The sequence below is a fragment of the Carboxylicivirga taeanensis genome (assembly GCF_051851475.1).
Lineage (GTDB): Bacteria > Bacteroidota > Bacteroidia > Bacteroidales > Marinilabiliaceae > Carboxylicivirga > Carboxylicivirga taeanensis.
The window spans coordinates 568,983-583,604 of record NZ_JBPUSJ010000001.1; the positions used below are offsets into that span (position 1 = coordinate 568,983).

At 43.1% G+C, this 14,622-nt stretch carries 14 protein-coding genes; 5 read left to right on the forward strand and 9 right to left on the reverse strand.

The genetic code is table 11. The annotated features are described in order from the left end of the window. Window positions 1–5 precede the first annotated feature (5 nt). Complete coding sequence (gene atpG, locus ACSX1H_RS02440; protein ID WP_439181978.1) at window positions 6–887, forward strand: ATP synthase F1 subunit gamma; 882 nt, start codon at window positions 6–8, stop codon at window positions 885–887. Between the two features lie 56 nt (window positions 888–943). On the opposite strand, the gene ACSX1H_RS02445 is transcribed toward atpG, so the two are convergent. The 4 genes from ACSX1H_RS02445 to dnaG are packed head-to-tail and all read right to left on the reverse strand — an operon-like array spanning window position 944 to window position 5,413. Then, window positions 944–2,176, reverse strand: coding sequence for a nucleoside recognition domain-containing protein (locus ACSX1H_RS02445; protein WP_439181979.1), 1,233 nt, complete (start codon window positions 2,174–2,176; stop codon window positions 944–946). A gap of 6 nt (window positions 2,177–2,182) precedes the next feature. Then, entirely contained in the window at window positions 2,183–2,878 is a 696-nt protein-coding gene (locus ACSX1H_RS02450) for a hypothetical protein (RefSeq protein ID WP_439181980.1), read from the reverse strand. A 45-nt stretch (window positions 2,879–2,923) separates the two neighbouring features. Then, the gene (locus ACSX1H_RS02455; protein ID WP_439181981.1) at window positions 2,924–3,445 is read right to left on the reverse strand and encodes a pyridoxamine 5'-phosphate oxidase family protein; all 522 of its coding nucleotides are present in this window, start codon (window positions 3,443–3,445) and stop codon (window positions 2,924–2,926) included. Window positions 3,446–3,463: 18 nt separating this feature from the next. Further along, on the reverse strand, window positions 3,464–5,413 hold the full coding sequence (gene dnaG / locus ACSX1H_RS02460) for a DNA primase (protein WP_439181983.1): 1,950 nt from the start codon (window positions 5,411–5,413) through the stop codon (window positions 3,464–3,466). 211 nt (window positions 5,414–5,624) lie between these two features. Here dnaG and ACSX1H_RS02465 point away from each other — a divergent pair, with 211 nt between their 5' ends. Further along, the gene (locus ACSX1H_RS02465; RefSeq protein WP_439181984.1) at window positions 5,625–6,326 is read left to right on the forward strand and encodes an SIR2 family NAD-dependent protein deacylase; all 702 of its coding nucleotides are present in this window, start codon (window positions 5,625–5,627) and stop codon (window positions 6,324–6,326) included. Beyond that, entirely contained in the window at window positions 6,319–6,972 is a 654-nt protein-coding gene (locus ACSX1H_RS02470) for a porin family protein (RefSeq protein ID WP_439181985.1), read from the forward strand. The genes ACSX1H_RS02465 and ACSX1H_RS02470 overlap by 8 nt, the downstream gene beginning before the upstream one ends. Here the strand turns inward: ACSX1H_RS02470 and ACSX1H_RS02475 are convergent. Next, a complete protein-coding gene (locus ACSX1H_RS02475; protein WP_439181986.1) occupies window positions 6,967–7,677 on the reverse strand; it encodes a ComF family protein in 711 nt (236 codons plus the stop codon). The genes ACSX1H_RS02470 and ACSX1H_RS02475 overlap by 6 nt on opposite strands. 144 nt (window positions 7,678–7,821) lie before the next feature. Between ACSX1H_RS02475 and ACSX1H_RS02480 the strand changes: the two genes are divergently transcribed. Then, window positions 7,822–8,172, forward strand: coding sequence for a carboxypeptidase-like regulatory domain-containing protein (locus tag ACSX1H_RS02480; RefSeq protein ID WP_439181987.1), 351 nt, complete (start codon window positions 7,822–7,824; stop codon window positions 8,170–8,172). 62 nt (window positions 8,173–8,234) lie between these two features. On the opposite strand, the gene ACSX1H_RS02485 is transcribed toward ACSX1H_RS02480, so the two are convergent. Both ACSX1H_RS02485 and ACSX1H_RS02490 read right to left on the reverse strand, forming a co-directional pair. Continuing rightward, complete coding sequence (locus tag ACSX1H_RS02485) at window positions 8,235–8,690, reverse strand: toxin-antitoxin system YwqK family antitoxin (protein WP_439181988.1); 456 nt, start codon at window positions 8,688–8,690, stop codon at window positions 8,235–8,237. 169 nt (window positions 8,691–8,859) lie between these two features. Continuing rightward, on the reverse strand, window positions 8,860–9,711 hold the full coding sequence (locus ACSX1H_RS02490) for an MBL fold metallo-hydrolase (RefSeq protein ID WP_439181990.1): 852 nt from the start codon (window positions 9,709–9,711) through the stop codon (window positions 8,860–8,862). A gap of 139 nt (window positions 9,712–9,850) precedes the next feature. On the opposite strand from ACSX1H_RS02490, the gene ACSX1H_RS02495 reads away from it, so the two are divergent. Next, complete coding sequence (locus ACSX1H_RS02495; protein WP_439181991.1) at window positions 9,851–11,206, forward strand: UDP-N-acetylmuramate--L-alanine ligase; 1,356 nt, start codon at window positions 9,851–9,853, stop codon at window positions 11,204–11,206. A 35-nt stretch (window positions 11,207–11,241) separates the two neighbouring features. Here the strand turns inward: ACSX1H_RS02495 and ACSX1H_RS02500 are convergent, their stop codons facing one another. Together ACSX1H_RS02500 and ACSX1H_RS02505 are read right to left on the reverse strand one after the other, a co-directional pair. Further along, window positions 11,242–13,845: a PAS domain S-box protein gene (locus ACSX1H_RS02500; RefSeq protein WP_439181992.1), complete on the reverse strand. Its 2,604-nt coding sequence runs from the start codon at window positions 13,843–13,845 to the stop codon at window positions 11,242–11,244. A gap of 21 nt (window positions 13,846–13,866) precedes the next feature. Next, the gene (locus ACSX1H_RS02505) at window positions 13,867–14,592 is read right to left on the reverse strand and encodes a hypothetical protein (RefSeq protein WP_439181993.1); all 726 of its coding nucleotides are present in this window, start codon (window positions 14,590–14,592) and stop codon (window positions 13,867–13,869) included. Window positions 14,593–14,622: the final 30 nt, after the last annotated feature.

Consider the following 14,622-nt stretch of genomic DNA (forward strand, 5'->3'; position numbering starts at 1 on the left):
TAACTATGCCAAGTTTAAAGGACATACGTATTCGCATTAACTCGGTTAAAACAACCCGACAGGTAACCAGTGCTATGAAAATGGTATCTGCAGCCAAATTTAAAAAGGCACAGGACGATATTTCATACATCCGTCCCTATGTCGACCGTTTAGCGGGTATGCTCTACAAGCTGTCGGGATCATTAGAGGAGGATTTTGAACTGGAATGGTCAAAAGAGCGTACGGCGCATAAAATACTGTTAGTTCCTGTATCATCCAACCGAGGTTTATGTGGTGCATTTAACACCAACGTGGTCAAAGAGGTTGAAAAGCTCTGCAAGGTTGATTTTAAGCTGCAAAACAAAGCCGGCAATGTGGACATACTCACCATTGGCAAGCAAGGGCAAAAAATACTAAAGCAACGGCACTACAATGTGGTAAAGGATCACAACGATTTGTACACACATATCAGTTTTGAGAAGGTTATAGATGTGGCCCATGAGCTAATGGAAGCTTTTCTCGCCGGCAAATATGATCGCATCATTCTGGTATATAATGAATATAAGAATGCAGCTGTACAAATCATTCGCTCCGAACAATTTCTACCCATGGAACTCCCATCTAAGGAAGATATTGAACAAACAGCTACCGACTACATTATAGAGCCAGATGTGCCCACCTTTATCACCAAAGTAATACCTGACGCTTTAAAAACAATGTTTTACAGGGTGATTTTAGAGTCATTAGCCTCGGAGCATGGAGCCAGAATGACCTCGATGCATAAAGCAACTGATAATGCCACGGATATGCTTGGCGAACTGCAGCTCCAGTACAACAAAGCCCGTCAGGGAGCCATTACGAAGGAAATTTTGGAGATTGTTGGTGGTGCTGAGGCACTAAAGAAATAGTTTATAACAGACATATTTGAAAGCCACCCTCAAGGTGGCTTTTTTTCTCGTAGGACTTATCCAAAAAACAAATAGGCCAATAAAATTGAGGCAATTATTCCTGCAAAGTCGGCAATTAAGCCACACGATAAGGCATGACGCGTTTTTTTAATGCCGACAGAACCAAAATACACAGCCAGCACATAAAAGGTTGTATCGGTAGACCCCTGAATGGTACTAGCCATACGACCTGCAAACGAATCGACCCCATGCGTGTGAATGGCCTCAACCATCATCCCACGTGCAGCACCACCACTAAGCGGTTTCATAAAAGCAGTGGGTAAAGCATCCACAAAACGGGTATCCAGACTTAAAAACTCAGCCACCAGGCGAAATCCTTCCAACAGAAAATCCATGGTACCTGAGGTTCTGAACACCGCCACCGCCACAAGGATGGCCACCAGAAAAGGAATAATTTTAATGGCTATTTTAAACCCATCTTTGGCCCCATCGATAAACGCATCGTAGACATTCACTTTTTTACGGATGGCCATTAAAATAAAAGTGATAATCACCAGAAACAGCAATAGATTAGCTCCCAATAAAGATACCGTATTGACCTCGTCCTTGGTGAGTGTGCTCAGGTAGTAGATAAAACCACCTATTAAGGCTGTAAAGCCCCCCAAATAAGCCAGAATTACTTTATCAAACAGGTTAATCCTTTGCACTACCGATACAGCAATAATGCCGATAATGGTACTGAAAAAGGTGGCCAGCAAAATGGGTAAAAATATATCGGAAGGATTGGCTGCCAACTCAGTCGCCCGAATCGCCATAACACTGATGGGGATAATGGTTAACCCACTGGTATTAAGCACCAGAAACATAATTTGTGCATTGGAGGCCGTATCCTTACTTTTATTGGTCGACTGTAACTCCTGCATAGCCTTCAAGCCAACGGGCGTAGCAGCATTATCGAGCCCCAGCATGTTAGCGGCAATATTCATCATCATGCTGCCATAGGCTGGATGGTTCTTTGGCAACTCAGGAAACAGACGACTGAAAAACGGACCAATCAATCGCGACATCACGGAAATCATGCCGCCCTGTTCCCCAATCCGCATCAGACCCATCCAAAGGGTTAAGGCCCCGGTTAAGCCTAAGGAAATTTCAAAGCCGGTTTTAGCACTGTCGAAAGTGGCATTCATCATCTCGGGAAACACATCCATGTCGCCAAACACAATCAGTCTAACCAGGCCAACGATAAAGGCAATCAAAAAGAAGGCAATCCAGAGATAATTCAGTGCCATAGGCTGTTAAAATATAGTTTTAGAAATGGTTTCGTAGGCAGGTGCACTCACCTTTAAGTTATCAATTTTAATCGCACTATTGGTCGAACCAAAGCCTATCAATCCTTTGTTATTTGATTCGTCGGGCACATCAAGTACCAGCTCTTCATCGAAATAAACCTTAATGGTTTTAGTGAATGTGCTGCGTTCAATGCGTAACTGATGCCAGTCCTTAATTCGCCAAATCACACCATCACCATTTACTTTCCCAAGTCGTTTCGGCTTGTCATTATTCACCATGAACACATTGTGACTGTCTTTATCGGCCTTACCTGCAATTTGAGCATAGCAATACTGACTTGTATCCACAATATCGAAGAAAATACAGAAATCCAGAAGGTTGAAATCTTTACCATTTTGCACCACATCCATTTCAATCACAAAATCCTTCAACTCAATGTTTTTTAGAACCGCTACAATAGATGGACCAGCATGAGCACTGGTATAATCGCCGGCTCCCAGGCATTTCAATGAACGCCCTGGTTTCCCGTTCTTACTAATCAACCACTTCGATGCGTCTGAAAATTCAAAATCATCCGTTGATTTATCCTTATTGAACCCTTGGGAATAAACAACCTTATAATCTTTGAAATCGGTGGACTGGGCCTTTACAACTGTTGACAGGCACAAAGCAAACAAAAATGTGAGTGAGGCTATTTTCATTAGTTAAGCATTAATCTATGTTATCAACCACTAATTTAGCAAACTTTATTTACGATGAACTTTTTTAAGTTCTTCCAAATTGCGCTTAAGCTTGTATTCTTCATGAGGGGCCCCAAATTCTTTACAGCTCACCTGCTCAATTGGCACCTTCCACATCTTTACATTACGCACGGCCGGATCGCTGTATTCAAATTTTTTATCGCTATAGGTTTCCATTAAGATATCCAGAGCTGTGCGTTTTTCCTCCATGTCCTCAATCCATTGCACCTGCCCCATTGCCACAACACTCTTGGAAGTCATCCGGTAGCTACAAGCCACTTCGGGATGCTGAAACACCAGGTCGTTATCAATGGAAAAAGTTATACAAATACTTGGGTTATTATTTACAATATCCACCAATCGCCCATCGGGTGCTGAGTGCAGGTAAATCACATTATCTTTATAGCCATAATTCATAGGCAGCACGTAAGGTTTATTATCCGGGTCCACCACGCCAACAAAACAGATGTTAGCTTTCATTATTATGGCTTCAATAACTTCTTTATCGGTATGATTTAGTGTTTGCATACTATAGAAATTTACAGATTAAACAATGGTACGACCATCGAGCTCTTTTGAAATATGAGCCAAGACCTGCTGCCAGGTTATCAGCTCTTTCATCTCCTCCATCATGGCATCGGAATTACCGGATACTTCGTATTTTTGAACCAAAAGGCGCTTTTCTTTAATGATGGTTTTTACTTTTTTCCATTTGAGTTCCATCACAATTTTGGGTACCAATTTTGGCAGCAATTCTTCGGCATTGGTTACTACACCAAATTTCTGATGTATTTTACTCAGGTCATGCTCCTTACCAATTAAATCAGAAGCCAAACGGCTGAGCTCCGGGTCTGAGTTATTAACAAAGAATTTTAAGGTTGGCGTTTGAGTATTGGCGCACCCGGCATCATATGCTTCCATCATTTTATTATACACAGGATTGACACTTAGCAGATCGTCCTGTTTAAGTTCGTGCAAGATGTACTGCCCCACAGAAATGGGTTCCTCGTCATCCGGATTAACCGGTCGCTCCCCGTATTTCACCAAAAATCGCAATATTTCGCGCTCTTCCAGTTCGAGTGGATTAGGCGCCGTATCTTTGGATTTAGCAGCAGCTGTTTGCGGCTCCACAGCTGTGGAGGCCACCTGCTGTGCCCTTGGTATATTTCGCCGGTAATCTTCTTCCTGCTTTTTGCGTTGCAGTTTACCGGTTTCCTGCATTAAAATATGCTCATCTACCTTTAACAGGGTACTACACTCCTTAACATACACCGAGCGCGTTATACTGTCAGGGATAATTGAAATACTCCTGACGATATCCTGTATCAGCTGTGCCTTTTTAATCGGATCATTCTGAGCCTCCTCAAGCAGCAAGGACGTTTTGAACTTAATAAAATCCTGCTCGTGAGCGTTGATATATGTTAATAGTTGCTCTTCGTTGCGCCCTTTGGCAAAAGAATCCGGATCTTCCCCATCAGGCAGCAGAAGGATTTTCACATTCATCCCTTCGGCCAGCACCAGGTCAATTCCTCGCAGCGACGCTTTCAGCCCCGCCGGATCGCCATCATAAATAATGGTAATGTTTTTTGTAAAACGAGCAATCAGCCTAATTTGGTCGGAGGTTAATGCGGTTCCCGAAGACGCAACCACATTGCTGATGCCCGACTGATGAAAAGCCAGCACATCGGTATACCCTTCCACCAGAAAACAGCGATCCTGCCGGGTGATTTCCTGCTTGGCATGGTAAATCCCATACACCACCCTGCTTTTATGGTAGATCTCCGATTCCGGAGAGTTCAGGTATTTAGCAGTCTTCTTATCGTTTTTGAGGATACGTCCGCCAAAGGCTATCACTTTACCGGCCAAACTATGGATAGGAAACATAACTCGCCCCCTAAAACGGTCTGCCTGGTAGTTATCCCGCACAACCGTTAGTCCGGTTTTCTCGAGGTACTCGAGTTTGTAGCCTTGCTTAATGGCTTCGTTAGTGAAAGCATCACGCTGCTCGGGCGAGTAGCCCAATTGAAACTTTTCAATGATATCATCGCGAAAGCCACGGGTTCTTAGATACCCTAAGCCAACGGATTTCCCCTCATCGCTATCTGTAAGGTTTGAACTGAAAAAATGGCCGGCAAACTCGCTCAACACCATCATACTCTCCCGCTCATTTTTTTGCTTCAACTGCTCGGGTGAGTACTCTTCTTCTTCAATTTCAATATTAAACTTCTTCCCCAGAAATTTTATCGCATCAACAAACGACAGCTGATCATGCTTCATTACAAAGTTGAGCGCATTTCCTCCCTCTCCGCAGCCAAAACACTTGAATATCCCTTTATGAGGCGACACCGTGAACGAGGGTGTTTTTTCATTATGAAACGGACAGTTACCCAAGTAGTTTATCCCACGCCTGCGCAACGTCACATAATCAGACACCACCTCTACGATTTGGCTGTTAGCTGTTTCCAGCACCTTATCAACTGTAACCTGATCTATCATTTATGGAATCGTCTAATCATTTTTTGAGCGGTTCACAAAGATAGAAAAATAACACAGTATTTTGTTTGCATTTTGCACGAAGCGGGCAATAAGCCATTTGAATAATCAGCCATTTCCGTTACATTTATCATTAGAAAAAATAAAGCCACAATACACCTGTCTGTAACAGTTTTAGTATTGAGGGATGCATTATTAATTCCAATAAAATAATATGAGTAAGAAAAAGTTAGTGGTACTAACCGGGGCAGGCATCAGCGCAGAGAGCGGGATAAAAACATTCAGAGACAGCAATGGACTGTGGGAAAATCATGATGTTGCCGAAGTAGCCAGTCCTGAAGGGTGGGCACGCAACCCACACCTGGTTCTTGATTTTTACAACCAGCGACGCAAGCAGCTACACACGTGCAAGCCTAACGGCGGACATAAAGGCTTGGTTGACCTGGAGCGCTATTTCGATGTGCAAGTGATCACTCAAAACATCGACGACTTGCACGAGCAGGCTGGAAGCACTAAGGTATTGCACTTGCATGGTGAACTTAAGAAAGTGCGCAGTACCGTTGATGAAAACCTCGTTTACTCACTTGATGGCTGGGAGCTTAAATGGGGCGACAAGTGCGAGAAAGGCTCACAATTACGCCCGCACATTGTTTGGTTTGGGGAAGCTGTGCCAGCTATTGAAACGGCTATTGACCTGGTGGATAAAGCCGATATTTTTGCAGTGGTAGGCACCTCTTTAAATGTGTATCCGGCAGCCGGCTTACTCAATTACGTAGCACCAGGCACCCCCATTTACATCATTGACCCACACCAACCGAGCTACACACCAGCCAGCAACATCACATTTATACAGGCCAATGCCACAGTAGGTGTACCTGAGCTGATCACCCTTTTAACTGAAAACATCCATGCGTAAAATTTGCTGTTACCTTTTCGTTGCCCTGCTTTTTGGGACCACTATTAAAGCTCAGGAGTTTAGAGCCGGCCCGCTTGTTGGCGCATCATTCTCACAGGTTGATGGTGACTATTTCAGTGGCTATAACAAGGCTGGATTTACTCTGGGAGCATTTGTAAAAAGGCCCCTCGCCAAGCATTGGGATATCCAATTAGACATTGCTTATATACAAAAAGGAAGCCGGGAAGCTCCTAATCCCGAGAAAGGAAAATATGATGATTATAAGATACACCTCGACTACATCCAGTTTCCTCTGGTAGCCCGTTACCAATACAGGCAATTTTCGGCCGAAGGAGGCGTTTCTGTGGGTGTGCTGCTGGGTAGTAAAGAAGAAATTGACGGAACACCCATTGGAGACCTGCCGGAACATGAAATGGTTCCGTTCCAGGATATTGAATGGGCTTCTGTATTCGGACTCAATTACCATGTAAATGAACGGCTTTGGATCAATGCACGCTGGCTCTACTCCATTAATCGCATTCGCATTCCTTACGATGGTAAAATTCCTGTCTACGACCCCAAAGCGCATTGGCTGAGCCGTAAACCCGGCCAATACAACAATAATTTTGTGCTTACTTTCTATTACGCTTTCGACAGGATTTTATAAGACTGCACAAGCAATACTGGCCACACTAACCCTAACACCCTCAATAAACGTAAGTTCATTAATGCAGGCCTCCATGGTAGAGCCGGTCGTTATCACGTCGTCGATTAATAAAATATGCTTGCCCCGGAGTTGTTCGGAGTGTTGAACTGAAAAAATATTCTCCACATTTTGCCAGCGCTCAAACCTGCCTTTCTTAGTTTGAGTGGAGGTATGGGTGTTACGATACACATTACTCGTGTTAACAGGTAGTTGCAGACTATCAGAAAGGCCGCCGGCAATAATCTCGGCCTGATTAAACCCCCTTTGCCGCATTTTTTTTGGATGCAGTGGAATAGGAAGCAGTATATCGAATTCATTTTTATCAACCTGAAGGATCACCTTTCCCAACTGCCGCCCCAATTCTGTTCCAAGTGCTCGGTTGCCGCGGTACTTCAGCTCCTGCAAAAGGTATTGCACCCGTTCGCCTTTGCGGTAGAAGAACAAGGCAAAAGCCATCTCAACCCTGCAACGGCCCCACATTAAAGCCGATATCTGATTATCATAGGGACGACGCTCGAAATAGGTCCGCGGAAGTCTTCGCATGCACATACCGCAGAGCTCCTTTTCATGTTTCAATAAATGTCCTCCGCATCCAGAACAAACAGGTGGATAAAACAATTCACTTATCGCAGAAAAGGCATTTACAAGTCCGGAGGCAATTCGCATATAGTGAGGTTTTTACCGAATTTATACAAAGTCTCTTAAAAGTTCAAGCATTGGCTTAACAAAGGCTTAATTATCAGATAAAACCCATTTAACAATTACGTAACATGCGCTTTTTACATTTGCTCTCAAATAAAACTAATCATTATGAAAGCTCAATTGACCCTACTAATAGCCGCTTTGTTAATTAGCCTGTCGGGCCTTAACGCAACAGAAAAAGAACAGCCAAAAGTCACTTCCAGGGTTATAACCAGCAGCCTATCCGGAACAATTACAGATGCTGCAACTGGTGAAAACCTTGCTGGAGTAAAGGTGGTACTAAAAGAATTGGATACGGCTGTTTATACCGATTTCGAAGGGAATTTTGAATTTACTGATATTGCTCTTGGTAAATACACGGTAACTACCGATTATGTATCATACAAGTCAGCAAAAGCCCATGCTGTTAATACAACAGCTACGCCACCCCTGAAGATTGAATTGAAAACGGACCAGTGAGATTTAACCCATAAACATCAAAGGGACCACCATGTTTGGCAGCCCCTTTGATATACTAAGCTTTAATAGTTTTTTTGTCCAATTACTTTGCCGCTTTCGTCCCAGATGGTCCAGATGCTATCTTTCGTTCCCTGGTTGTAGGACATTTCGTAGCGTTTAACACCATTCTCATCCCAAATAAACCATTTACCGTGCTTTTTACCAAGCTTGTAGCTAGCTTCGCCGGTCTTCACACCTGTTGGTTCAAAGGTTAACCAAGTTCCATCCATTTTATTATTCGAAAACGAACGAACTTCTTTTACAGTACCATTTTCAAAATAAATAGTTGTAGTTCCTTGTTTTAAACCCTCTACAACATTCATCTCAATTTTTTTACCTCCCGATTCGTAATACTCTACGTACAAACCTGTGTAAAGCTCATTATTCTCATCGTAAAGTTTGCCGTCTTTCTCGGTCAGTTGTGCATTAAGAGATACACACCCAAACACAATCAATAATACTCCTACCAGCTTTTTCATAAGGCCTCCATTTTTAACGTTTATACCAACTCCCAAAAGTCCTGTGTGTATACTTTCGCATCGATATTACCGCACGAAACCTCATTTATCTTAACACAAAGTTAAGATTTAATTTACAGCCGCGACACATTCTAATGTTAAGTTTTACCGCGCATGCTGTAAAACAACTTTATTGAATTGCACTGGCAAAAACCTCAAGATTAAACTGTTTATCAGCCACGAAACGATTTTCGACCTTTTTAACTGTACAACATTCCACATAGTAGTCATGCTCAAAAAACAGCGTGATATGCTTTTGGACCGCCTCATTAAGGAACTCCTGCTTTTCTTTGATACTTTCCAGAGGTTGCGTATCGTAAGCCGATACCCAGGGCAAACGGATACTTGGAAGGACAGGAATTAAATCACCCATAAAAGCAATGGCGCCCTGCGGCGTATGGATAATGGGCAACACATTTCCCTGGGTATGCCCATTTAATAGTCTCACCTCTATACCGTCCATAATCATGCCATCATGCTCGATAAAGTTCAGAAGACCGGCTTCATAAACCGGCATCATGTTATCGGGAAAATAAACAACACCCTCGCGACTATTAGGCTGGACGTAGTTGTCCCATTGTGTTTTAGACACCCAGTGCTTCGCTTTTTCAAACATTAGCTGCGGCCGCTTTTTTTCGTCATAAACCACACAGCCACCACAATGATCCCAGTGCAAGTGGGTAAGTACCACATCGGTAATATCATCTGGCTGATAGCCGGCTGAAACGAGCGAATTTAGGAGTGTAGCCTCCCCGTTAAGGTAGTGCCACGAATAAAACTTATCGCTTTGTTTGGTTCCGGCACCTGTATCGATTAACACCTTGCGATCTCCCATATCGATTAACAGGCAACGCATGGTGAGGTTGCAATAATTATTACCATCGGCAGGATATTCCTTGCTCCACATCAGCTTTGGAATAACACCAAATAACGCACCGCCGTCGGCCATAAAATTACCTGTTTCGATTTTTAACAACTTCATTTAGCTTTCCCCCTTTTAATTATTGATTACTTTTACTTGATGAATTATTAAAAGCCTGCAAAGTTAGACTTTTGTAATAAGACAGCACAGAAACAGAAGAGTTGAATCAGACATAGATATTGTGTCAAAATATTATTGTATGAGAGTACATTTTATAGCTATTGGTGGCAGCGCTATGCATAACCTGGCCATCGCTCTCCACCTTAAAGGGTTTCATGTTACCGGTTCGGATGATGAAATATTTGAGCCTTCTAAAACACGGCTACAGAAGCATGGTCTACTACCAGCAAAGGAAGGCTGGAATCCCCAGGCTATTACAACTGAGCTGGATGCGATTATTCTTGGTATGCATGCCAAAAAAGACAATCCGGAATTACTGGCAGCCCAGCAGCTTGGTGTAAAAATTTACTCGTACCCGGAGTATTTATACGAGCAAACAAAAGATAAGAAGCGTGTGGTAATTGGAGGAAGCCATGGCAAAACAACCACCACGGCCATGGTTATGCATGTTCTAAAAACAATGGCCATCGATTTTGACTACATGGTTGGTGCACAACTGGATGGTTTTGATACCATGGTGAAGTTAACCCGGGAAGCGCCAATCGCTATTTTTGAAGGTGATGAATACTTATCTTCACCCATTGACCTAACGCCTAAATTTCATTGGTACAAGCCGCATATCGCCATGCTAACCGGCATTGCCTGGGATCATATGAATGTGTTTCCTACCTGGGAGAACTACATCAGTCAGTTTACAAAATTTGCCCAAAGGATAGAAAACCAAGGTGCCCTCATTTATTTTGAGGGAGATGAAGAATTACGAAAACTGGCGAAGAACCAAAAACAGGCGCTTCAGGTCATTCCTTACAACACCGCACCTCATCAACTTAAGGATGGCCAAGCCATTGTAGGCTGGGAAAGAAAAACCTATCCGATGGAAATATTCGGGGAGCACAACCTTCAAAACATGAACGGGGCCCGCCTGATATGCGAGCAATTGGGCCTGACTGCGCACGACTTTTTTACGGCCATGCAAAGCTTTAAGGGAGCATCGAAGCGTCTGCAGCTACTAAAAAAGAAGGAAGGAACTAATATTTATCTCGATTTTGCCCACTCTCCAAGTAAGCTGCAAGCCACCACTAAGGCGATGAAAGAACAGTTTACCAACAGGGCATTGATTGCTGTAATGGAGTTACACACTTTTAGCAGCCTGAATAAAGCTTTTCTGCCGCAATACAAAAATACCATGAATACGGCCGACAAGGCAATCGTGTATTATAATCCGGATGTTTTGGAACACAAGGGGCTTCCGGCCTTAACTCCCGAAGAAGTGATAGTTGCTTTTGGCAGAGAAGACTTGCAGGTGATGACTGACTCGTTGGAGCTTGTTAAGTGGCTGAAACAGCAGAATTACACAGACACTAACCTGCTAATTATGACATCGGGTAACCTCTCCGGCATCAATCTTAAGGACCTGGCCGAAGAGCTTATCTAACAAACTTTGTGAGTTGTAGTAATTGTAAGAGATTACTACAACTCAATTCCTATCAGCAACACATCGTCCACCTGCTTACAGTCTCCCATCCAATCATAAAAATCGTTTGAAAAGTGTCGCTCAAAGTGCGCCATGGTCTGATTAGGCTCCCCTTCCAGGGCTTCTCTAATGCGTTTAGCCTGATACTTCCGCCCTTTAGGTCCTCCTACCTGATCGGGCAGACCATCTGAGAAGATGAAGAACTGATCGCCTTTCTTATATTGAATAACATTATTCTCAAAATCTTTCTCAACCTTTTTAGCCAGCGGCTTGCCTCCAATACCCTTTCGCGAGCCTTTATAGACAGCTAACTCACCATCGCGGAGGTAATAAAGCGGGTTATGGGCCCCTGCAAATTGAAGTTCGTTGGTCGCCAAATCAATTTTTACCAAGGCCAAATCCATTCCATCACGCCCGTTGGACCCCTCCTGATCCTGTCGCAAAGTGCGGCGTACATCCAGATGTAAACTATCGAGTAATTCGGCCGCGGTGACATTCTCATTGGCACTCACAATGTTATTCATCAGGAAATAGCCGATAAAAGACAACAGGGCGCCTGGCACGCCGTGTCCAGTGCAGTCCACGGCAGCAATGTAGAAGTGATTATCCTTGATAAACATCCATGGGAAATCGCCACTAACCACATCTTTAGGACGGTAAAAGATAAAGGAGCGCGGGAAATACTGCTGCAGCACCTTGGTGTCGGGTAGTATAGCGGTTTGAATACGCTGTGCATAGTTAATACTGTCCGATATCTTTTTGTTTTTCTCTTTTATCTCCTGCTCAATCTTCTTGAAATCGGTCATATCATGCGCCACGAAGAGCACTGACTCCAAATCTCTGTCTTCGTTAAACTCAGGAATGGCCTTAATCTCCATAATTAAGATCTGCTCACCGGCCTCAACCTCAACCTCAGAAATTATCTGTTTCTCCTCGGCTCTGATTTGTTTTAATGACTCAAGCATATAGTCCTTGAATCGTTCATCGATATTTAAATCACCTACCCTGTTTTTAACCAAATCGGCAGCAGGGACACCAACAAAATTGGCTACTTTAGGATTGACATACACAAGCTTACCTCCGGTATTAATCCTGATAATCATATCTGGTGAATTCTCCGAAAGTGATTGCATCCGGCTTTTCATCCGTTCCTCTTTCTCTGCTCGCTTACGTTCGGTAATATCCTGAGTATTAAAAATAATTCCACGTATTGCCGGGTCGTGCAACAGGTTCTTTCCGGTGGTCTCCAGAAAGAGTTTCTCACCGCTTTTTTTCAGATAGGTGTATTGGGCCGACTTCTCGCCTCCTGGTGTTTCAAGCAGGTACTGAAACAGGTTATTGATCGTTTTATACCCGCGCGGAGTCATCAGTTCCGGATCCATTCCGGACACGTTATCCTCGGGTTCATAACCTAAAATATGGCGTACCGAAGGGCTCTCAAAAAGCAACTCTTGTTTTTCGTTATAGATGGAAATAAATTCAGACGCATTCGTCAGGAGCGCTTCAAGTCGTTGCTGAGCGTGCTCAACCTCCTGAATGTGTCCTTCCAGCAGCTTGTTGGATTTCTCCAATTCTTCCTGCGCTTCCAGCATTTCTGCCGCATTCAGCTGTAACTGCTTCTCATTTTCTTTGAGTGTTACAGTCATTTCCTGCGATTCCTTAAGCAGCATCTCTGTCTGCTCATTAATTTTGAGGTTGTAAAAAGTACGGCCAATGATACTGCTTAACTCTTGAGCAAATTTCAGTACATGCCTTGGCAGGCGCTCCTGCAGATAACCAATTTCAAACACCCCTTGTAACTGTTCTTCCTGCAAAAGTGGCACAATTAAGAGGCTCTTAGGCTTTCTTACGCCTAACAGACCCGATGTAATATGGAAGTAATCATCCGGAATTTCGGTGCGGTAAATCATTTGCTTTTCGTAAGCAACACTGCCCAGCAACCCTTTGCCCATAGGCACCACTTGCCTTTCAAAGCGCTTGCGATTATAGGCATAGGTGGCCACATTCACCAAATCCCTATCCTTTAAAAGATAAAGAGAGCCCTGCACACCGCCTGAATAATCAATTATCCCGCGTATCACATCATCGGCCAATTGATTAACCTTATTATGCGTGCGCAAAATATCTGAAATCTTTTCCTTTCCTTTTGAAATCCAATTATATGATTCCTCTTTCAGCTTTGTATTTCTCAGGTTAATTCCCAGGTTGTATAACGCTTCGGACAAATGCCCATCTTGTTGTTGAATATCATCCAGCTCCCCGCGGCCAATCTGCTCAGCTAACTCCACATTTTTAGTTAGTTGGCTTCTTAGTAATTCATTTTCTTGCTGCAGCTTTGACTTTTGCGCATTATTGTAATTTACAATAAACAGAATAACAAATGGCACAGAAATGACCAATAGGTCGATTGCCCACACCAGAATTGACCGGTGAATTGCTAATACATTACCCGGTGTCAGGTAAAGATTGTTGAAAGATAAAAATCCGGTCCAAACAAGAAGGAGGATAAAAACCAATCCCATTGACAATAAATACCAGTCGCGCTCTTTCAACACCGACATGGACAACAATTGCTTTATTTTATTGGATAATTTAAACATATCTTTCTTTTCTCAGATGTATTATTGAACGGATTGAAACTGACACCATACTTCTGGCAGATTGGTCTTTTTAAAGGTAGCTACCTCCAACAAAATACCCTTTTTGTTGCTTTGGATAAGCGGAAGTATATACAGATAAAGAGGTTTTGTACTTCCTGTCGCCGAGCCCACCTCGATATAGTCCGGGGGCACACTGTCAATTTCCAAAGCCCGGTTGTCGGCGATGGCCTGTGCATGTAATCCGTCAGCGGACTCAACAGCTGGCAACTCCAACTCTTCATCGATGCCATAAGTTTTAACCACACGATAATTTGTCCCGTCCAGACAATAAGCAATAGCAGCCATTGTTTCATACTGCTGTGTAAGCTCGTTAACCAGGGCCACTGCAGATTTCTTATCATACCCTTTAAACTGACGCTTTAAACGGTCGACAACAGCCTGACCATTGTTTTTATTCTTTTCAGTCTCTTCCGTCTGTTTTGTTTCAAGCACTTTTAATTTGGCTCTTAACCGTTCTATTTCGTTTTGCCGTTTAACACATTCTCTGTTTCTATGATCATCAGTGCCTTTAAGGCATAATTCCATGTAGTTTACCACGAAATATATCATAAACAACACTACAAGAAATGATAATATTTCAAACACGATAAAGCCAGACGACAATTGCTCTGCATTAAATGCATACTTAGCTAATGCTAACACAAAAAACAATGCCCCTAACCAGAAAATAGTTTTATTTTTCTTCATGTGTCTATAATTTATCAACAGCTGGTGTAG